This window comes from Sodalis sp. RH22 (assembly GCF_047324165.1).
GTDB lineage: Bacteria > Pseudomonadota > Gammaproteobacteria > Enterobacterales > Enterobacteriaceae > Acerihabitans.
In genome coordinates, this window is sequence record NZ_CP178731.1 from 2,233,418 (window position 1) to 2,253,030 (window position 19,613).

The 19,613-nt window shown below is 61.3% G+C and carries 19 protein-coding genes and 1 riboswitch; of the genes, 7 read left to right on the forward strand and 12 right to left on the reverse strand.

Features of this window, described 5'->3' with window-relative positions:
• Positions 1-47 precede the first annotated feature (47 nt).
• The 6 genes from ACL2XN_RS10100 to moaA form a co-directional block, all read right to left on the reverse strand.
• Positions 48-1,037 (reverse strand): D-cysteine desulfhydrase, encoded by a 990-nt coding sequence (locus ACL2XN_RS10100; RefSeq protein ID WP_413730736.1) that lies wholly within the window; start codon positions 1,035-1,037, stop codon positions 48-50.
• A 353-nt stretch (positions 1,038-1,390) separates the two neighbouring features.
• Positions 1,391-2,101 carry a Bax inhibitor-1 family protein gene (locus tag ACL2XN_RS10105; RefSeq protein WP_413722337.1) on the reverse strand — a complete coding sequence of 237 codons (711 nt, stop codon included), beginning with the start codon at positions 2,099-2,101 and terminating at the stop codon, positions 1,391-1,393.
• A 125-nt stretch (positions 2,102-2,226) separates the two neighbouring features.
• Entirely contained in the window at positions 2,227-2,688 is a 462-nt protein-coding gene (moaE, locus tag ACL2XN_RS10110; RefSeq protein WP_410016597.1) for a molybdopterin synthase catalytic subunit MoaE, read from the reverse strand.
• 15 nt (positions 2,689-2,703) lie between these two features.
• Positions 2,704-2,949: a molybdopterin synthase sulfur carrier subunit gene (moaD, locus tag ACL2XN_RS10115; protein WP_413730737.1), complete on the reverse strand. Its 246-nt coding sequence runs from the start codon at positions 2,947-2,949 to the stop codon at positions 2,704-2,706.
• Complete coding sequence (gene moaC / locus ACL2XN_RS10120; protein ID WP_410016000.1) at positions 2,946-3,428, reverse strand: cyclic pyranopterin monophosphate synthase MoaC; 483 nt, start codon at positions 3,426-3,428, stop codon at positions 2,946-2,948. The genes moaD and moaC overlap by 4 nt, the downstream gene beginning before the upstream one ends.
• Positions 3,429-3,436: 8 nt before the next feature.
• The gene (moaA, locus tag ACL2XN_RS10125; protein WP_410016001.1) at positions 3,437-4,423 is read right to left on the reverse strand and encodes a GTP 3',8-cyclase MoaA; all 987 of its coding nucleotides are present in this window, start codon (positions 4,421-4,423) and stop codon (positions 3,437-3,439) included.
• Positions 4,415-4,555, reverse strand: a riboswitch (molybdenum cofactor riboswitch). Its footprint overlaps the gene before it by 9 nt.
• A 332-nt stretch (positions 4,556-4,887) precedes the next feature.
• On the opposite strand from moaA, the gene yvcK reads away from it, so the two are divergent.
• Positions 4,888-5,799, forward strand: a complete 912-nt coding sequence (yvcK, locus tag ACL2XN_RS10130; RefSeq protein WP_413727034.1) for a uridine diphosphate-N-acetylglucosamine-binding protein YvcK — start codon at positions 4,888-4,890, stop codon at positions 5,797-5,799.
• 14 nt (positions 5,800-5,813) lie between these two features.
• On the opposite strand, the gene uvrB is transcribed toward yvcK, so the two are convergent.
• Positions 5,814-7,823, reverse strand: a complete 2,010-nt coding sequence (gene uvrB, locus ACL2XN_RS10135) for an excinuclease ABC subunit UvrB (protein WP_410016003.1) — start codon at positions 7,821-7,823, stop codon at positions 5,814-5,816.
• Between the two features lie 893 nt (positions 7,824-8,716).
• Here uvrB and ACL2XN_RS10140 point away from each other — a divergent pair.
• Complete coding sequence (locus tag ACL2XN_RS10140) at positions 8,717-9,427, forward strand: ATP-binding cassette domain-containing protein (protein WP_410016004.1); 711 nt, start codon at positions 8,717-8,719, stop codon at positions 9,425-9,427.
• A 114-nt stretch (positions 9,428-9,541) separates the two neighbouring features.
• Here the strand turns inward: ACL2XN_RS10140 and bioD are convergent, their stop codons facing one another.
• Genes bioD through bioB form a run of 4 tightly spaced genes read right to left on the reverse strand, consistent with a single transcriptional unit; the run spans position 9,542 to position 13,218 of the window.
• Positions 9,542-10,279 (reverse strand): dethiobiotin synthase, encoded by a 738-nt coding sequence (gene bioD, locus ACL2XN_RS10145; RefSeq protein ID WP_413730738.1) that lies wholly within the window; start codon positions 10,277-10,279, stop codon positions 9,542-9,544.
• 5 nt (positions 10,280-10,284) lie between these two features.
• Positions 10,285-11,043, reverse strand: coding sequence for a malonyl-ACP O-methyltransferase BioC (gene bioC / locus ACL2XN_RS10150; RefSeq protein ID WP_410016006.1), 759 nt, complete (start codon positions 11,041-11,043; stop codon positions 10,285-10,287).
• Positions 11,024-12,181, reverse strand: a complete 1,158-nt coding sequence (gene bioF / locus ACL2XN_RS10155; protein ID WP_413722333.1) for an 8-amino-7-oxononanoate synthase — start codon at positions 12,179-12,181, stop codon at positions 11,024-11,026. Before bioF ends, bioC begins: the two co-directional genes overlap by 20 nt.
• Positions 12,181-13,218 carry a biotin synthase BioB gene (gene bioB, locus ACL2XN_RS10160; protein WP_413722332.1) on the reverse strand — a complete coding sequence of 346 codons (1,038 nt, stop codon included), beginning with the start codon at positions 13,216-13,218 and terminating at the stop codon, positions 12,181-12,183. Before bioB ends, bioF begins: the two co-directional genes overlap by 1 nt.
• A 103-nt stretch (positions 13,219-13,321) precedes the next feature.
• On the opposite strand from bioB, the gene bioA reads away from it, so the two are divergent.
• The 4 genes from bioA to ACL2XN_RS10180 all read left to right on the forward strand — a co-directional run bounded on the left by bioA (position 13,322) and on the right by ACL2XN_RS10180 (position 16,985).
• On the forward strand, positions 13,322-14,608 hold the full coding sequence (gene bioA / locus ACL2XN_RS10165) for an adenosylmethionine--8-amino-7-oxononanoate transaminase (protein ID WP_413730739.1): 1,287 nt from the start codon (positions 13,322-13,324) through the stop codon (positions 14,606-14,608).
• A 102-nt stretch (positions 14,609-14,710) separates the two neighbouring features.
• The gene (locus ACL2XN_RS10170) at positions 14,711-15,754 is read left to right on the forward strand and encodes an NADP-dependent oxidoreductase (protein WP_413730740.1); all 1,044 of its coding nucleotides are present in this window, start codon (positions 14,711-14,713) and stop codon (positions 15,752-15,754) included.
• Between the two features lie 55 nt (positions 15,755-15,809).
• Positions 15,810-16,490, forward strand: a complete 681-nt coding sequence (locus ACL2XN_RS10175; RefSeq protein ID WP_410016011.1) for a type 1 glutamine amidotransferase domain-containing protein — start codon at positions 15,810-15,812, stop codon at positions 16,488-16,490.
• A gap of 12 nt (positions 16,491-16,502) precedes the next feature.
• Positions 16,503-16,985, forward strand: coding sequence for a kinase inhibitor (locus ACL2XN_RS10180; protein ID WP_410016012.1), 483 nt, complete (start codon positions 16,503-16,505; stop codon positions 16,983-16,985).
• Positions 16,986-17,595: 610 nt separating this feature from the next.
• On the opposite strand, the gene pgl is transcribed toward ACL2XN_RS10180, so the two are convergent.
• Complete coding sequence (gene pgl, locus ACL2XN_RS10185) at positions 17,596-18,591, reverse strand: 6-phosphogluconolactonase (protein WP_413730741.1); 996 nt, start codon at positions 18,589-18,591, stop codon at positions 17,596-17,598.
• A 177-nt stretch (positions 18,592-18,768) separates the two neighbouring features.
• Here pgl and ACL2XN_RS10190 point away from each other — a divergent pair, with 177 nt between their 5' ends.
• Positions 18,769-19,590 (forward strand): pyridoxal phosphatase, encoded by an 822-nt coding sequence (locus ACL2XN_RS10190; RefSeq protein WP_413722330.1) that lies wholly within the window; start codon positions 18,769-18,771, stop codon positions 19,588-19,590.
• Positions 19,591-19,613: the final 23 nt, after the last annotated feature.

Below are 19,613 nucleotides of genomic sequence, written 5' to 3' on the forward strand. Positions count from 1 at the left end.
GCGCCGGCCGCATCAGGCAAACGCCGCCGCGGGCGCGGCAACGGCATTTATACGCCGGGATGATAGGCAAACAGCGCCGGCGCGCCGCCGGTATGGATAAATATCACCGGCTCCGGGCCGATGCGTTTTTGGTCGATGGCGTCGATAAGCCCGGCCATGGCTTTGCCGGTATAAACCGGGTCGAGCAACATCCCTTCCAGCCTGGCCAGCAGCTTGACGGCCGCCAGCCCTTCATCGTTCGGCGCCCCGTATCCGGGCGCGAAATAGTCATCCCAAAAATGGATGGGCGCCAGCGGCGCGGTGAATTCCAGCGCGTCGGCCAATTGCCGCTGCAAGGCGGCCACTTTCGGACGCTGCTGCGCGTCGGTCCTGGAAACCGTTACGCCGATAAGCCGGGTTTCCGGCATCAGCGCCTGCAGGCCCAGCGCCAGTCCGGCATGGGTGCCGCCGCTGCCCGAGGCGGTGACGACATAACCGGGGGCGAGCTGGCCGGCGCACTGATGGGCTATTTCCAGCGCGCAGCCGACATAGCCGAGCGCGCCCAGTACATTGGAGCCGCCCACCGGCACCACATAGGGGCGGAACCCTTGCGCTTCCAGGCGTTCGGCGGTGTCGGCCAGTTGCCGATCCGGTTCGTCCAGGGCGTCGCACATTATCACCTCGACGTCGAACAGATCCAGCAGCAGGCGGTTGCCGTTGGTAAGATAATTTTCCGCCTGGGTGCCGATCGGGTTCTCCAGCAGCGCGACGCAGTGCAGGCCGAGCTTAGCCGCCACCGCCGCCGTTTGCCGTACGTGGTTGGATTGAATGGCCCCGGCGGTCAACAGCGTATCGGCCCCCTGGCGCAGGGCGTCGGCGGCGAGAAATTCCAGCTTGCGCAGTTTATTGCCGCCCATGGCCAGGGGCGTGACGTCATCACGCTTAACATAGATTTCCTGTCCCAGGTGCTCGGATAAGCGCGGGAGGAATTCAAGGGGGGTGGGCGGACCGATGAGATCGAGGCGGTGAAAGTTGGCAAGCTGCAGGGATAGATCCATTTTCGGCTTCCTTTAACAGGATCGTTTTTAAGTCGGTGGCGGCGGGCATGCCGTGCCATGGGGTGCTCTCCCTTTAACACGTCTGCTTTAAGCGCGGTGCTGGCGGGCATACCGCGCCATGGGGCGCTCGGTCGGGCGGGAAAACCACGCCCGATTCGACCCCATTGGCACGCTCTCCCTTAACACGTCTGCTTTAAGCGCGGCGTTGGCGGGCATGCCGTGCCATGGGGCGCTCGGTCGGGCGGGAAAACCACGCCCGATTCAACCCCATTGGCATGTTCTCCCTTTAACATGCCTTATGCAGCATCGGTGATCCGTGCCTGGCGCGCCATGGGGCGCCCGGTCGGCCAGTCTTACCGGCGGTTGCCAAAAATACGCAGCAGCATCAGGAACAGGTTGATGAAATCCAGATACAGGGTCAGCGCGCCGACAATGGAATATTTACGGTACTGATCCTTGTCGTCGATGGAAAGCTGGGCGCCCATGTTTTTCAGCTTCTGGGTGTCGTAGGCGGTCAAACCGACAAACACCAGCACGCCGATATAGGTCACCGCCCACATCAGCGCGGTGCTCTTCAGCCAGATATTGACCACCGACGCCAGCACGATGCCGATCAGCGCCATAAACAGCATGCTGCCGAAACCGCTTAAATCACGCTTAGTGGTGTAACCATAGATAGACATCACGCCGAACATGCCCCCCGCCACCACAAAGGTGCCGGCGATGGACGAGGCGGTATAAACGATAAAGATACTCGCCAGCGTCAGCCCGGTCAGGGCGGAGTAGAGCATAAACAGCCCGGTGGCCACCGTGCCGCTGAGGCGGTTGACCATGCCGGAGATCACGAACACCAGCGCCAGCTGGGCGATAATCAGGCCAAAGAAGGTGATCTGGCTGGAAAACACCAGGTTCAGCACCGCCGGCGTGCGGGCGGCGTACCAGGAAACAAAGGCGGTTAATAATAATCCGCACGTCATCCAGCCATAAACCTGGGCCATAAAAGGCTGGATGCCGGCATCAGCGCGTTCAACTATCGAACCCTGGGAACGGGGAAATCGGTCCATGACTGTCACCTTTAACGTAAACGGAAAACACAGGCCGCGAAGGCGACCCACCTGAAAACAGCATACCACAAAAACCGGGGGCCGAATCAAAGGCCCGGCGCAAAATCACCGGTGCGAGGTTCTCTTCAGGAGGCCTGCCACCGGTCAGCGGCCTGGCGATCGCTGTCGCGCGCATCCACCCAGCGGCTGCCCTGGTCGGTGGTTTCACGTTTCCAGAACGGCGCGCGGGTTTTCAGGTAATCCATGATAAATTCGGCGGCGGCGAACGCCGCCCCGCGATGGGCGCCGCTGACGCCGACCAGCACGATCTGCTCGCCGGTGGCCAGCGCGCCGACCCGGTGGATGACCGTGACGCGCCGCAGCGCAAAGCGTTGCCGGGCCTCCGCCACGATTTCCGCCAAGGCCTTTTCAGTCATACCGGGGTAGTGTTCGAGGGTCAGGGTGCTGACCTCGTCGCCCAGGTTGCGGTTGCGTACCTTGCCGGTAAAGGTCACCACCGCGCCGTCGTCAGCGCAGTCCGCCAGCCAGGCGTATTCCCGCGCCATATCAAAGGACTGCGGGCCGACGCTGATACGTGTGTCTGTCATCTCATCCATAGCGGCTCAGCCCCCGGTCACCGGCGGGAAGAACGCCACTTCATCGCCACTGGCCAGCGGATGCTCACGCGGGACCAGCGCCTGGTTTACCGCCGTCAGCAATTGGTCGGCGTCCAGGGCCTGCGCCCAACGGTCGCCGCGCGCCATAAGCGACAGGCGCAGCGCCTCAACGCTTCCGTAGTCATCATCAAGCCGCAGGCTTTCGACCCCCACCCGCTCCCGCACCTGGGCGAAAAACAGCACGGTTATCATAATGCCTCCGCCGTGAAAACGCCGGATTTGCCGCCGCTTTTCGCCAGCAGCCTGACCGGCCCGATAACCATATCCTTCTGCGCCGCTTTGCACATATCGTAAATAGTCAGCGCCGCCACCGAGGCGGCGGTCAATGCTTCCATCTCCACGCCGGTCTTGCCGGTCAGGCGACAGAGGGTTTCGATGCGCACCCGGTGGCGGGCGGTTTCCGCCGTCAGGTGGACCTCGACCTTGCTGAGCGCCAGCGGATGGCAAAGCGGAATCAGTTCCCAGGTGCGTTTGGCGGCCTGGATGCCGGCGATACGCGCGGTGGCGAAGACATCGCCTTTATGATGCTGACCATCGACGATCATGGCCAGCGTCTCCGCGGACATGGTGACAAACGCCTCGGCGCGGGCTTCGCGCAGCGTCTCGGCCTTGGCGGAGACATCCACCATGTGGGCTTCGCCGCTGGCGTTAATATGGGTAAATGATGACATACTCTTCCTTAACCGCCGATAAATGACAAATTGCGGGTACCGCCGGTATTGCCCTCATGCAGGAAATGGGTCTGCTTCTTCAGCCGCAGGCCGCCCGAAATACGATCTTTGAGCCTGTCTAGCCCCCGATCGTCCCCCAGCAGGTCGCGCAGCGGAATGCCGTCCTCGCCGAACAGGCAAAGATGGAGATCGCCGACGGCGGATACCCGCAGGCGGTTGCAGCTGGCGCAGAAATCCTTGGCATAAGGCATGATAAGGCCGATCTCGCCCTCGTAATCCGGATGGCGGAACACCAGCGCCGGGCCGTCGCTGCGTCCGCGCGGCTGAAGTTCCCAGCCCATCGGCTCCAGCCGCCGGCGAATTGTGTCGCCGGAAACATGGCGGGTGCGGAACAACTCGCCGCCGTCGCCGGTTTCCATCAGTTCAATAAACCGTAATTGGATGGGCCGGGTTTTTATCCAGGCGAGAAAACTGTCAAGATGGATATCGTTGACGTTGCGCATCAGCACGGTATTGACCTTGACCTTACTGAAGCCGGCGGCAAAGGCGGCATCGATGCCGGCCATCACCTGGCGGAACTTGTCCTGGCCGGTGATAAGCCTGAACTGGCGCGGGTCCAGGCTGTCGACGCTAACGTTCAGCGCCGTCAGTCCGGCGTCGCGCCAGCCGGCGATATCGCGCTCGAGCCGATAGCCATTAGTGGTAACCGCCAGGGTATGGATTTGCGGATGGGAACGCACGGCGGCGATGATATCGCGGAAATCTCGCCGCAGCGACGGCTCGCCGCCGGTCAGGCGCACTTTTTCCGTGCCCAGTTCGGCGAAGGCCTGGGTGACGCGCCGGATTTCATCCAGCGACAGGAAACTTTTATTGGTATTGCCGTTGGGACGGTAGCCGTCGGGCAAACAATAGGTACAACGAAAGTTGCAGACGTCCGTGACGGACAGGCGCAAATAGTAAAACTTGCGCGCAAACGCATCGATAAGTTCTGGCACCGTTAAACACCTTTCCAAATACGGGAGATGCGGACATTTCTATCCTGCACCCTGGTGGCTGTCGCCACGGCCTGAACGCCATATCGCTCGCAGGAGCCACTTAGGCGTAAAGGCTAGGAGTTGGCCTTCCCGACGCCGTCATCAGCGCGGTAAAACCTGGTTGAAAATTATTCTAGCCCTAATTGTTACTGGACGCTATGGCCGCAAGGAGAAATTTCGCTATATAAACAAATATATAGCGTTGAAATCATGCGACTTTCTCTCCGTCGTTACCCTGGCAATATCATGATAGTGCGAGCCGCAACCCGTATCTGGCGCCGGCATTTCGCTTTTGCCGCGCCATCGGCTATGTTTAGCATAACAAGAACCCCGCTCGGCGCCGGCGCGCTTACCACCGGCCATGGCGTGCGGCGTACCTGGCCTGCGGGCGCCGGGGGTTTTATCACGTGGTTGCAAGGAGAGGTATGCGTAATCGCACCCTGGCGGATCTCGATCGGGTGGTGGCACTGGGCGGCGGACATGGCCTCGGCAGGGTGATGTCCGCCCTTTCCCCGCTGGGGTCGCGCCTGACCGGCATTGTCACCACCACCGACAATGGCGGTTCCACCGGGCGGATACGCCAGTCAGAGGGCGGCATCGCCTGGGGCGACACCCGCAATTGCCTCAATCAATTGATTTCAGAACCCAGCATCGCGGCGGCTATGTTTGAATACCGTTTTAACGGCCAGGGTGAACTGGCCGGCCATAACCTGGGCAACCTGATGCTTAAAGCGCTGGATAACCTGAGCGTGCGCCCGCTGGAAGCCATCAACCTGATCCGCAATATGCTCAAGGTGGACGCCCTGCTAATCCCCATGTCGGAGCAGGCGGTGGACCTGCTGGCGATCACCGGCGCGGGGGAAACCATCCATGGCGAAATGGCGGTGGACAGGCTGGCCGAACTCCCCGCCAGCCTGCGGCTTACCCCGCAGGTCAGCGCTACCCGCGAGGCGTTGCAGGCTATTGCGGCGGCGGATCTTATCCTGATAGGTCCGGGCAGCTTTCTGACCAGCCTGATGCCGCTGCTGCTGCTGCCCGATTTAGCCCAGGCGCTGCGCCGGACCCAGGCGCCCATGGTCTTTATCGATAACCTGGGGCGGGAACTGAGCCTGGCCGCGGCGAACATGAGCCTGCAGCAGAAACTGGCCATGATGGAGCAGGCCATCGGCCGGCAACCGATCATCGCCGCCCTGGTCACGGGCCCGTCCGCCGATACCGGCGGCATCCGCGATCGTCTCCTGATCCGCCAGCCCCTGGCCGCCGCGGACGTGCCCCATCATCACGACCGTCTTCTGCTGCGCGCGGCGCTGGACCACGCCCTGCAGGCGCTGGGCTGAGCCGGCGCGGCCGATCAGGATATGGCGATAAAATGCTCGCGCAGCGCGTGGATTTCGTCGCGCACGCTGGCCGCTTCCTCGAACTCCAGATTTTGCGCGTGCGCCTGCATTTTTGCTTCCAGCTCGGTGATTTTTTTATCCAGCGCCTTGGGCGTCATGTCGCCGTAATGGGCCGCCGCTTCCATTGCCTTGCGTTTTTTCTGCTTGGCGTGGGCCGGCGACTGGCCCAACTCCATAATATCCGCCACCGATTTATTGAGCGCCTGGGGAATAATGCCGTGTTCCTGGTTATAGGCGTGCTGCTTGACGCGCCTGCGCTCGGTTTCATCAATGGCGCGGGCCATGGACGGGGTAATTTTATCGCCGTACAGGATCGCTTTGCCGTTAAGGTTGCGCGCGGCGCGGCCAATGGTCTGGATAAGCGAGCGCTCGGAGCGCAGGAATCCCTCTTTGTCGGCGTCCAGGATGGCCACCAGGGAGACTTCCGGCATATCGAGCCCTTCGCGCAGCAGGTTGATGCCCACCAGCACGTCAAATTCGCCCAGGCGTAAGTCGCGGATAATCTCGACGCGCTCCACGGTTTCGATATCCGAATGCAGATAACGCACGCGCTCGCCGTGCTCCTCAAGATATTCGGTTAAATCTTCCGCCATGCGTTTCGTCAGGGTGGTGACCAGTACCCGCTCGTTAATCAAGACCCGTTTACGGATCTCGGAGAGCAGATCGTCCACCTGGGTGGTGACAGGGCGCACTTCGATCAGCGGATCGAGCAGGCCGGTCGGCCGCACCAGCTGATCGACCACGTCGCCCCCGCACATTTCCAGTTCATATTTGCCCGGCGTCGCCGAGACATAAATGGTCTGGGGCGCCAGCGCGGCGAATTCCTCAAATTTCATCGGCCGGTTATCCAGGGCGGAGGGCAGCCGAAAGCCATACTCCACCAGGGTTTCCTTACGGGCGCGGTCGCCGCGGTACATGCCGCCGATTTGCGGTATCGTGACATGGGATTCATCAACGATCAAAAGCCCGTCGGCGGGCAGGTAATCGAACAGCGTGGGCGGCGGCTCGCCCGGCCCGCGTCCGGAAAGAAAGCGTGAGTAGTTTTCAATCCCGGAGCAATAACCCAGCTCGTTCATCATTTCCAAATCAAACTGCGTGCGCTGCGACAGGCGCTGCTCTTCGAGCAGCTTATTATTTTCCAGCAGGTTCTTACGGCGATCCGCCAGTTCGACCTTGATATCTTCCATCGCCTGCAGCAAGCGTTCGCGCGGCGTGACATAGTGGGTCTTCGGATAGATGGTGTAGCGCGGAACCACCTGATCCACCTGGCCGGTCAGCGGATCAAACAGCGACAGGCGCTCGACTTCGTCGTCAAACAGCTCCACCCGCAGCGCTACTTCATCGGATTCCGCCGGGAAGATATCGATGACTTCGCCGCGCACGCGGAACGTGCCGCGCTGAAACGCCTGATCGTTGCGGGTGTATTGCAGTTCCGACAAACGGCGCAGGATAGAGCGCTGATCGATAATCATGCCGCGCGTCAGATGCAGCATCATCTTCAGATAGGCGTCCGGATCGCCGAGGCCGTAGATGGCGGAAACCGACGCCACCACAATCACATCGCGCCGCTCCAGCAGGGCCTTGGTGGCGGATAAGCGCATCTGCTCGATATGCTCGTTCACCGAGGCGTCTTTCTCGATAAAGGTATCCGAACTGGGCACGTAGGCTTCCGGCTGGTAATAGTCGTAATAGGAAACAAAGTATTCCACCGCGTTATCCGGGAAAAACGCCTTCATTTCCCCATACAGCTGGGCGGCCAGCGTCTTGTTGGGCGCCAGCACCATGGTGGGCCGGTTCAGATCGGCAATCACATTGGCCACGGTAAAGGTTTTGCCTGAACCGGTTACCCCCAGCAGCGTTTGATGGGCCAGGCCGTCCAGCAAGCCTTCCTCCAGACGACGTATAGCCTCCGGCTGATCGCCGGACGGCTTGAAACTTGACTGCAGTTTAAACGCTTTACTCATATCTCGTGGGCTACCTGCTGAGGAACATGTTTGAGTATGGAAACAGAGCGGCGATTTTACCAGCGCGATAGCACTGGATACAAAACCAGTATTATAATACGCTATCCGCTCAAGGGTGCAAGAGTATTGACCCATCGGCCGGTACGGTTCGATCCGACAGGATCGTACCAGGGGTGATTTTATTACAAATCGTTATGAAATTAATAAAGAGGCACCTAATGATGCAATTTGACACATCGGTGATGCGCCTCCTATAAATTCGCTTGATTTTAATTAAGCGTTTGTATTTATAACATTTAAAAAAAACGTGGAGAATACAGGCAAATCTCCACGAGGCCGCGCCCGCTCTCGTCTAGCCGGGCTTTTCTAAACCTAATGCACACGGTTATCCACAGGAATAGTGGATAAGTCTTACCGCCCCGCTGGCGGCGTGAGTTCCGCAATGCCGACATTGATGACAGGCAAATGACAAATGAGGCTTTTTTTAGCTATTTTTCATCTGCAATAAGACTTTTCTTATGCCAAAAAGGACTAATGCCTGCCAGCAAATGCGTCAATGTCTTTAGCCAAAAATAGCCGCTAACGCACCGGTATAGTGCTTGTTTAGCCGCGGATTATTGAATTGCACCATGGAAAACTTTCCCGGCACCGTGAGCGGGCAAAAGGCCGTGGTTGCAACGGGCCCTACCCGGATTCGCTGTGCCGGCGTACCCCCGCCCCGCCCCGATGCTCCCCCTCCCCCTCTCGTGCGCGGCTGCGCCAAGATTGGCCTGATAGTTGCTTGCTAAATTTGGCAAGAGCTAAAGCCTGGCGGATAGCCGTGAGTCGCAAGCGACAGGATACCGTCCATCATGAATGTGAAATAACAGTGAAAAGAGGGAGGAAGGATTCTTATGTTACGTTTGCACGCGGTGAATCAGTTTTTTGGGTCAAAGCAGATCTTGCGGGACATCAGCATGGAACTGCCCGCCGGCCACTGTACCTATGTCTTGGGACGCAACGGCGTCGGCAAGACCACTTTAATCAACTGTATCATGGGTCATCTGCCGGTCTCAAGCGGCACCGTAACCTGGCAACAGGCCGGAGAGGCGGAACTGAACTTACTTCAGCATCCGGTGGAGCGGCGCGCGGCGCTGGGGATCGGTTATGTGCCCCAGGGCCGCCAGGTCTTTTCGCAGCTGAGCGTGGATGAGAACCTGCGCGTCGCCCTCTTGGCGGGCCGCAATAAAACCCGCCAGGTTCCCCCGATGGTGTACGAATTGTTTCCGGGACTGCACAATATGCGCCATCAGCGCGCCGGGGATTTAACGGAAAGCGGGCAACAGCAGCTGGCCATTGCCCGCGCGCTGGTGCTGGAACCGGAACTGCTGATCCTGGATGAGCCTACCGGGGGTTTCCAGCCGTCGGTCGTGGAGGAGATAGGCGTTAATATCCGGCGGCTGCAGCGCGATTTCGGCCTGACGCTGCTGGTGGTGGAACAGCAGTTGCCCTTTACGCCGGCCATCGGCGATCGGTTTTGTTTACTGGAAGGCGGATGTAACGTCGCGCAGGGTACGCTGGATCAGCTGGATGAAAGCCTTATCCAGACCTATCTTGCCGTATAAAAGATCAATGACGAATATAAGACGCCGGTTTATGCCTCATTTCACAGCAAGCTATCATGCGGTTTTTCCCCACGGCCGGGACATTCAGCGCCATTAACGTCCCGGCGGTGCTTGTCATCTCCTGCCTTCCCCGTTCCCGTCCGTACCGCTAACGTCCCCCTGCGCGCCGTGCCGCGCCAGCAATGGCCCAAGATCGATATAGTCCGCAAGCGCAGCCGTGCCCGGATCCGCCAGCCAGGGTATTTCACCCAACAGCGGCGCATCGAGCCGCTGGCGCAGCGTCGCCAGGTAGTCGGCCCGCCGGTGCGGCGCTGGCGAGAGATCGTTGGCGATCCACCCCGCCAGGGGCAGTCCGCACTGGCGTATCGCCAGCGCCGTCAACAGCGCATGGTTAATGCATCCGAGCTTCAGCCCGACCACCAGGATCACCGGCAGACGCTCGGCCGCCACCCATTGGTCAAAGGTCAGGGTGTCGCCAAGCGGGGTGTACCATCCCCCCGCGCCCTCGACAAACACCCACTGCGCCTGGCGCGCCAGTCGGTCCAATCCCTGCGACATGACGGCCGGATCAAGGGTGCGGCCCTCATCCCTACAGGCAAGGTGGGGCGAGGTCGCCGCCAGCAGGGCCAGCGGATTGACCTGCGCATAGGGCAGGCTGATGCCGCTGTCGGCCAGCAACGCCAGCGCGTCGTCGTTGCGCGCGCCGTCGGCGGTCTGCCGGCAGCCGGCGGCTACCGGCTTATAGCCCGCGGCGCGCCATCCGGCCCGTTTCGCCGCCTGTAGCAAGGCGCAGGTAGCCAGGGTTTTACCGATATCGGTATCGGTGCCGGTAATAAAAAAACGTTTCGTCATGATAATCAGTCCCGATAGATCAGGCCGTAGATCAGCTGATAACTCAGCGGCAAACCCGCCGATTGCCGTTGCCATGCCGCGTCCAGACGTACAAGACGCTGCCGCCCGGTCAGCCCGGGGGTGCGTCCGTCACGCAGGTAACCTGCGCCCACGCCTTTCAGGCCGTGCAGCAGCGCCGACAGATGCGGATAATGCAGGGTATGGCGCGCCGCGCTCAGCCGGTGGCGGTACGGCGAAAACGCCCGCTCGATCGCCCCGGCCGTCAGGAAGCGGTTGATATGGACCGCCTGGTCCACCTGCGACCAGGCCTGCTGCAATTCCCCAAGCGATCCCTCGGCCAGCGTGGAAAGGGCAATCAGGCCGCCAGGGCGGGTGACCCGATAAAACTCCGCCAGTACCCGGGGCAGGTCGTCACACCACTGTACCGCCAGGTTGGAAAAGCAGATGTCCACACAGGCGTCGGCCAGCGGCAAACGTTCGATATCGCCGGCCAGGTAGGCCGCGGCCGATAGGTTACGCCGCGCCTCGGCGAGCATGGCGGGCGAGAGATCCAGCGCCACCACCCGGCTGCCGGCCTCCTGCCAGCGGCGGCTGAACCAGCCGGTGCCGCAGCCGGCATCCAGCAGGCGGCGCCCCGGCTGTTCGCCCAGCAGCGCCATCAAACGTTCGCCGCTGTCCCGCTGCAGGGCGGCATGGCGTTCGTACCCCACCGCTGCGCGGCTAAAGGCGCGGGCGATGCCCGCTTTATGCGCATCGGTGTGCATGATCCAGGGCCTCCAGTAATTTATCGATATCCGCATCCTGATGCGCGGCGGTGAGGGTGATGCGCAGCCGGGCGCCGCCCGGCGGCACCGTTGGCGGCCGGATGGCGGTAAGCCAGCAGCCTTGTTCGCGCAGGCTGGCGCTGAGGCGCAGCGCCAACTGATTATCCCCCACCAGCAGCGGCTGGATAGCGGTGTCCGATCGGCCGAGCGGGTAACCCAGCCCGGCGGCGCCCTGGCGGAACCGGTCGATATTGCGTTGCAGGCGGGCGCGAAGCGCATCACCGGCGATGATGGCGTCCAGGGACGCGTCGATAGCGCACACCTGGGCCGGGGGCAAGGCGGTGCTGTAGATAAGATGGCGGGCAAACTGCAGCAGATATTCCGCCACCGGCTGCGCGCATAATATCGCCGCGCCGCCCACGCCGGCGGCTTTACCGAAGGTCACCACCAGCAGTTCCGGATGGCACCCCTGCGCCCAGGCGCTGCCCCTGCCCTGCTCGCCGAGGACGCCGAAGCCATGGGCATCGTCAACCAGCAGCCAGCCGCCGGCGTCGCCCATAACCTGGTGCAAGGCGGCCAGCGGCGCGCCGTCGCCGTCCATGCTGAATACGCCCTCGGTGACGGCCAGCCGCACGCCCGGGCACGAGGTTTGCGCCAGCCGCGCCAGGGAACCGGCGTCATTATGCTGGAAACGGCGCAGCTGTGCCGGCGCATGCGACGCGGCTTCCAGCAGGGAGGCATGGCTGAGTTTATCCGCCAGGATCTGATCGTCCTTGCCCGCCAGCGCGCAGATCGCCCCTTGGTTGGCGGCATAGCCGGAGGTAAACAACAGCGCGCGCTCGTAGCCCAGCCAGGCGGCCAGCCGTTGCTCCAGCGCCTCGTGGCACGCGCTGTGGCCGGTGACATGGCCGGAGCCGCCGCTGCCTACGCCGTGGCGCGCCGCGCCGTGGCGCCAGGCGGCGACCAGGCGCGCATCGCGGGCCAGGCCCAGGTAGTCGTTGCTGGAAAAATTCAGATAGCGGCGCCCCTGGTATTCCAGCAGCCGGTGATTGCCGTCGGCGACGGCCCGGCGCTTGCGGTAGGCATCGGCCTGTTGCCGCTCGCGCAGGCCCCGATCGATTTTGTCAGCCCAGTCCATCAGCGCGCCGCGTTGTAAAATTGCGGCGTATCGGCCGCCAGCAGCTGTGCTGCCAGCTGCTGCTGGCGCCGGTTATCTCCCGCGTCGGTGTGGTGGTGCTGCGGATTAAGGCCGAGTTTGCGAAACAGCGCCAGATCCTGATCCTCCCCGGGATTGGGCGTGGTCAGCAGCTTGCAGCCGTAAAAAATGGAATTGGCGCCCGCCATAAAGCACATCGCCTGGGTCTGCTCGCTCATCTGCTCGCGCCCGGCGGACAGGCGTACATGGGAGCGGGGCATCATGATCCGCGCCACCGCGATGGTACGGATAAAATCGAACGCGTCGACTTCATCATTTTCCGCCAGCGGCGTTCCCTTGACCTTAACCAGCATATTGATCGGCACGCTTTCCGGCGGCTCCGGCAGGTTGGCCAGCTGCACCAGCAGGCCGGCGCGATCGGCGATGGTTTCACCCAGGCCGACGATGCCGCCCGAGCAGACCTTGATGCCCGCGCCGCGCACTTTATCCAGGGTATCCAAGCGATCCTGGTAGGTACGGGTGGTGATGATCGAACCGTAGAATTCCGGCGACGTATCCAGGTTATGATTGTAGAAATCCAGGCCGGCGGCCGCCAGCCGTTGCGCCTGCGTTTCGCTGAGCATGCCCAGGGTCATGCAGGTTTCCATGCCCATGGCCTTGACGCCCTGCACCATTTGCTCCAGATAGGGCATATCGCGATCGCGGGGGTTTTTCCAGGCCGCGCCCATGCAAAACCGGGTGGAGCCGGCGGCCTTGGCCTTTTGCGCCGACGTCAGCACCTGTTCCACCTGCATCAGCTGCTCCGCCGCCAGGCCGGTATTATACCGGGCGCTTTGCGGGCAGTATTTGCAATCCTCCGGACAGGCGCCGGTTTTGATCGACAGCAGCGTGCTGACCTGGATTTGATGGGGATCGAAGTGCTGGCGGTGAACGGTCTGCGCTTCAAACATAAGATCCATAAAGGGTTTGGCAAACAAAGCCTGGGCCTGCTGCAATGTCCAGCGCGGGTTATGTTGCATGGGGTTATCGTCTCGCGTTACCGGCTTAAAATAGTTTCGCTAGTGTAAGTCAAGCCGTTATACTGTCAACCAAATATTCTCTATTCCGGTTTACAACTCATTGATGATTGCAGACGATCTGATTTTCGACCAACGCCATATCTGGCATCCCTATACCTCCATGACCCACCCGCTTCCGGTGTATCCGGTCGTCGCCGCCGCGGGCTGCGAGCTGGAGCTTGCCGACGGCCGCCGGCTGGTGGACGGCATGTCCTCCTGGTGGGCGGCGATCCATGGCTATAACCATCCGGCCATCAACCAGGCGGTAGCCGCACAGCTGCAGGAGATGTCCCACGTGATGTTCGGCGGCGTTACCCACCCGCAGGCCGTGGCGCTTTGCCGTCGCCTGGTCGCCATGACGCCCGCGCCGCTGGAATGTGTATTCCTGGCGGATTCCGGCTCGGTGGCGGTGGAGGTGGCGATTAAGATGGCGCTGCAATACTGGCAGGCGCGGGGCGAGCGCCGCAAACACCTGGTGACCCTGCGCCGGGGCTATCATGGCGATACCTTCGGCGCCATGTCGGTGTGCGATCCGCAGACGTCCATGCACCGGCTATACCAGGGTTACCTGCCGCAACATGCTTTTGTCGCGGCGCCGCAGTGCCGTTTTGGCGAAGCGTGGCGGGAAGAGGATGCCGATGAGCTTGCCGCCCTGCTGGCCGGCGGGGAACGGCCGGCGGCGGTGATCCTGGAACCCATAGTGCAGGGCGCCGGGGGCATGCGATTTTATCATCCCACCTACCTGCGGCGGGTGCGTGAACTGTGCGATCGCTACGATACGCTGCTGATCGCCGATGAGATTGCCACCGGTTTCGGCCGCACCGGCAAGCTGTTCGCCTGTGAGCATGCCGGCGTCACGCCGGATATCATGTGCCTGGGCAAAGCGTTGACCGGCGGTTACCTGACCCTGTCCGCCACCCTGGCCACCCGCGCGGTAGCCGATACCATCAGCAACGGCGAGGCGGGCTGTTTTATGCATGGCCCGACTTTTATGGCCAATCCGCTGGCCTGCGCCGCCGCCAACGCCAGCCTGGCGCTGCTGGAACAAGGCGATTGGCCGGCGCAGGTGGCGGCGATTGAACGGCAACTGCAGGCGGGGCTGCTGCCGTTGCGTGACCATCCGCAGGTGGTCGATGCGCGGGTGCTGGGCGCCATCGGCGTGGTTGAAACGCGTTCGCCGGTTAATATGGCGGCGCTGCAGCGCTTTTTTGTCGACCGCGGCGTGTGGATCCGCCCGTTTGGCCGCTTAATTTATCTGATGCCGCCCTATATTATGCCAGCACGACAGCTGTCCCAGCTGATAAGCGCGCTTGCCGCGTCGCTGGACGAACCGGCCCATTTTTCCGCCTGAGTGCCCCTGATGATAAGGGCGGCCGGCTGAGCAGGCTAAGGGACCATGCACTATGATCAACACTTGGCCTGATGTCTTTAAACAAGAAAACAGGGAAATCAGATGAACCAGAATAAACACATCAACCGGCGCATTGTCCTGGCCTCCCGTCCGGCGGGCGCGCCGGTGCCGGATAATTTCCGTCTGGAAACCGCCGCGGTACCGCAGCCGGGCGCGGGTCAAGTGCTGCTGCGCACCGTTTATTTGTCGCTCGATCCCTATATGCGCGGGCGGATGAACGACGCCGAATCCTACTCGGCGCCGGTGGCGCTGGACGCGGTGATGGGCGCCGGTACGGTGGCGCGCGTCGAGGCCAGCAACCATCCTGATTTTGTGCCCGGTGAGTGGGTGCTGAGCTACAGCGGCTGGCAGGATTATGCCCTGACCGACGGCAGCGACGTAAAAAAGCTTCAGGGCGATCTTCTGGAGCATCCCTCATGGGCGCTGGGCGTGCTGGGTATGCCCGGTTTTACCGCCTATATGGGCCTGATGGATATCGGCCAGCCTAAAGCCGGCGAAACACTGGTGGTGGCCGCCGCCAGCGGCGCGGTAGGCTCGGTGGTCGGCCAGGTGGCGCGGCTGAAGGGCTGCCGCACGGTGGGTATCGCCGGCGGCAAGGATAAATGCCGCTACGCGGTGGAGACGCTGGGATTTGACGTCTGCCTCGATCGCCGCGACGCGGATTTCGCCGGCCAGCTGGCGCGGGCCTGCCCGGACGGCATCGATATTTATTTCGAGAACGTCGGCGGCGCGGTGTTCGATGCGGTGCTGCCACTGCTCAATACCTCCGCCCGTATCCCATTGTGCGGGCTGATTGCCAACTACAATATGCAAAACTTGCCCGACGGCAAGGATCGCCTGCCCTATTTACAGGCGCTGCTGTTGCGCAAACGCATACGGATGCAGGGGTATATCATTACCCTGGACTACGGCCACCGTTACGACGAATTTATCCAGGCGATGGGGCCTTGGGTGAGAGAAGGCAAGGTGCGGATGCGCGAGGACATCGTCGATGGGCTGGAGCAAGCGCCGCAGGCCTTTATCGGCTTGTTGGAGGGCAAGAACTTCGGCAAGCTGGTGGTGCGGGTGGGTAGCGATCGGCCATAGCGTTTTTACTTGAACGCCCCTTCTTATTACGATGACCCAACGACGGAGATAATCGATGAAAGTTGCAATAGTCCTGACTTCGCACGATAAATTGGGCGATACCGGCAAGCCCACCGGTTTCTGGCTCGAAGAGCTGGTGGCACCGTATTATATTTTCCACGACGCAGGTATCGAGATTACCCTGGCCTCGCCCAAGGGCGGACAGCCGCCGCTTGATCCCAAAAGTGACGACGCCGACGCCCAGACCCAGGATACCGAGCGTTTCCGTACCGATCGCGCGGCCCAGCAGGCCTTGGCGAATACGGTGAAACTCGATACGTTGGACGCGGCGGATTTTGACGCGGTATTTTATCCCGGCGGCCATGGCCCGCTGTGGGATCTGGCGGAAGATCGGCATTCGATTGCCCTGATTGAAAATACCTTTGCCGCCGGTAAACCGGTAGGCGCTGTCTGCCATGCGCCCGGCGTCTTGCGCCATGTTAAAAAGCCGGACGGCACCCCGCTGGTGGCGGGGAAACGGGTAACCGGTTTTAGCAATAGCGAGGAAGAAGCGGTGCAGTTAACCAAGGTGGTGCCGTTCCTGGTGGAGGATGAGCTTAAACGGCTGGGCGGCGATTACCAGAAGGTCGACGATTGGCAGTCATTGTCGGTTATAGACGGCCATCTGGTCACCGGCCAGAATCCCGGCTCGTCGGCGGCCACTGCGCAGAATGTATTAAAATTGCTAAATTGCTGATAAGGAGCGGATATGGCTTTTACGTTACGCAGTAACGATCTGCGGGATGGCGAAAAGATGCCTGAGCGCCATGTGTTTAACGGCATGGGCTATAGCGGCGAGAATATCTCGCCTCATCTGGCCTGGGACGGCGCGCCCGAGGGAACCAAGAGTTTTGTGATTACCGTTTACGATCCCGATGCGCCTACCGGCTCCGGCTGGTGGCATTGGCTGGTGGCCAATCTGCCGGCCGATACCCGGGCGCTGCCGCAGGGGGCCGGGTCCGGGCTGGTGAACCTGCCGGCCGGGGCGGTACAGTGTCGTACCGATTTCGGTAAAGCGGGTTATGGCGGCGCGGCGCCGCCGCAGGGCGATACCCATCGTTATCAGTTTAGCGTACACGCGCTGGACGTTGAGAGCATTGAGGTGGATGAGCACGCCAGCGGCGCAGTGGTGGGGTTTAACGTGCATTTCCATTCATTGGGCAAGGCGTCGCTGACCGTCACATATAATTAGCGGGCGCGTGCTCCCTTGAACAGGCCTGCTTTGGGTTCAGGGCTGGCGGGCCTACCGCGCGGTCGGGCGAAAAACCACGCCCGATTCAACCCCATTGGCACGCTCTCCCTTGAACACGTCGGCCTTAGGTAGCGGTGTTAACGGGCCTACCGCGCCATGGGGCCTCGGTCGGGCGGGAAAACCACGCCCGATTCAACCCCATTGGCGCGCTCTCCCTTGAACACGTCGGCCTTAGGTAGCGGTGTTAACGGGCCTGCCGCGCCATGGGGCCTCGGTCGGGCGAAAAACCACGCCCGATTCCACCCCATTGGCGCGCTCTCCCTTGAACACGTCGGCCTTAGGTGCGGTGTTAACGGGCCTGCCGCGCCATGGGGCCTCGGTCGGGCGAAAAACCACGCCCGATTCCACCCCATTGGCGCGCTCTCCCTTGAACACGTCGGCCTTAGGTAGCGGTGTTAACGGGCCTACCGCGCCATGGGGCCTCGGTCGGGCGGGAAAACCACGCCCGATTCCACCCCATTGGCGCGCTCTCCCTTGAACACGTCGGCCTTAGGTGCGGTGTTAACGGGACTGCCGCGCCATGGGGCACGCTGTCTTCAACACGCTGGGATTAGCGTTCGAGGATCGACACCCACATCGGTCCCTGCCCCACCGGGTAGCGCGCCAGCGGCGTTAACCCGCCGGTATCGCCTTCGATGCGATAGACTCCGATATGCCCCGATTTCTGCCCAGCGGCGACCAGGAAGCGGCCTGCGGCATCGATATTAAAGCCGCGCGGCTGGGTTTCGGTGGGCTGGTAGCCCAGCACATCCAGGGTGCTGCCGTCTTCCGATACCGCAAAACGGGTGATGACGCTGGCGGTGCGATCGCAGCCGAACAGGTAACGTCCGTCCGGGGTGATATGGATATCCGCCGCCCAGCGGGTATCGGCGAATCCCGGCGGCATCAGATCCAGCGTCTGGATAATACGCGGCGTGTTTCCCGCATCATCCAGGGCATAGACGTTGACCGAGCTGTTCAGCTCATTGAGGCAGTAGGCATAGGGGCGGTGGGGATGGAACACCATGTGGCGCGGTCCGGCGCCGCTGACCGTGTTCACCGCCTCTGGCCGGCGCGGCTGCAGCTGGCCCGAGGCCGCGATATCAAACAGGCGGATGCGATCTTCCTTCAGGCAAGGCACCCATAAAATCCGGTTGGTCGGATCGACATTGGCGGAATGGCAATTAACCAGGTCGTCCAATACCTGCAGCGGCGCGCCGGCGATGCCGTTTTGATCGATGGGGCTGACGCTGACGCAGCTTTTGCTGTAGGAGGCGCAGAACAGAAAACGCCCCTGGCGATCGGTGCTCAGATGGGTGGGGCTTCCGGGCAGCGGCGCCATAGCGGCCTCGGTCAACAGGCCCTGTTCATCGATGTGGTAACTGACGACACCAAAATCAGGACGCACGCCGAGGTAGAGATGGGTTTTAGCCGGGTTTATCGCCATCGGCTGTCCCTGCCCCGGGGTGTCAACCACCTGCAGCAGGCTCAACTGGCCCTCCTGATCCATTTGCCAGACATGCAGCTGCTGACTTTCGGGACTGGCAACATAGACGATCTGCTTCATGGGTTCTCCTTTATTCGCATTAGCGCCTTGAGCATTGATAATAGGTGAATAATGGGCTCTCCGGTTAGCATCTCACTGTTGTTGTTTGTTATCCACCGACATTTTTCACGGTTTTCGTCACCTGGCTTACGGTGTACCATCTGGCATGACTTTACTTATCCGCATAATGAGAAAACTATGACCTATCGCGTAATAGCCCTGGATCTTGACGGTACCTTGCTGGATCGACAAAAAAGAATTCTGCCGCAATCGCTTAAGGCCCTGAATGATGCCCGTGCGGCGGGGATGGAGGTGGTGGTGGTGACCGGCCGCCATCACGTGGCAATCCATCCTTTCTACCAGGCGCTGAAGATTAGCACTCCCGCCATATGCTGTAACGGCACCTATCTCTATGATTACCAGCAAAAAAAAGTCATCACCGCCAACCCCCTTGAGAAAGCTCAGGCCCGGCGGGTGCTGGAACTGCTGAAGCAATATGATATCCATGGCTTGATTTACGTGGATGACGCGATGATCTACGAACAACCCAGCGATCACGTGATCCGTTCGCAGGCCTGGGCCGCTACCCTGCCGGAGGCGCAACGGCCGAACCTGCTGCAGGTGGACAGCCTGTTCGCGGCGGCTGAAGAGGCAAACGCCATCTGGAAATTCGCCACCTCCTATCCGGATACGGTAAAGCTTCGCGCCTTCGCCGGAGTGGTGGAGCAGGAAATGGGGCTGGCCTGCGAATGGTCCTGGCACGATCAGGTGGATATCGCCCAAACGGGCAATAGCAAAGGCAAGCTATTGCAGCAGTGGGTGGAATCCCAAGGATGGAGCATGGATCAGGTCATTGCGTTTGGCGACAATTATAACGATCTGAGCATGTTGGAAGCCGCGGGCCTGGGCGTGGCGATGGGCAACAGCGATGACGCCATCAAGGCGCGGGCCGACGTCACTATCGGCGATAATGAATCCACGGCCATCGCCGATTTCATCTACCAGCGGGTACTGGGTTAACGCAGCGGACGGTTAAACCGGAC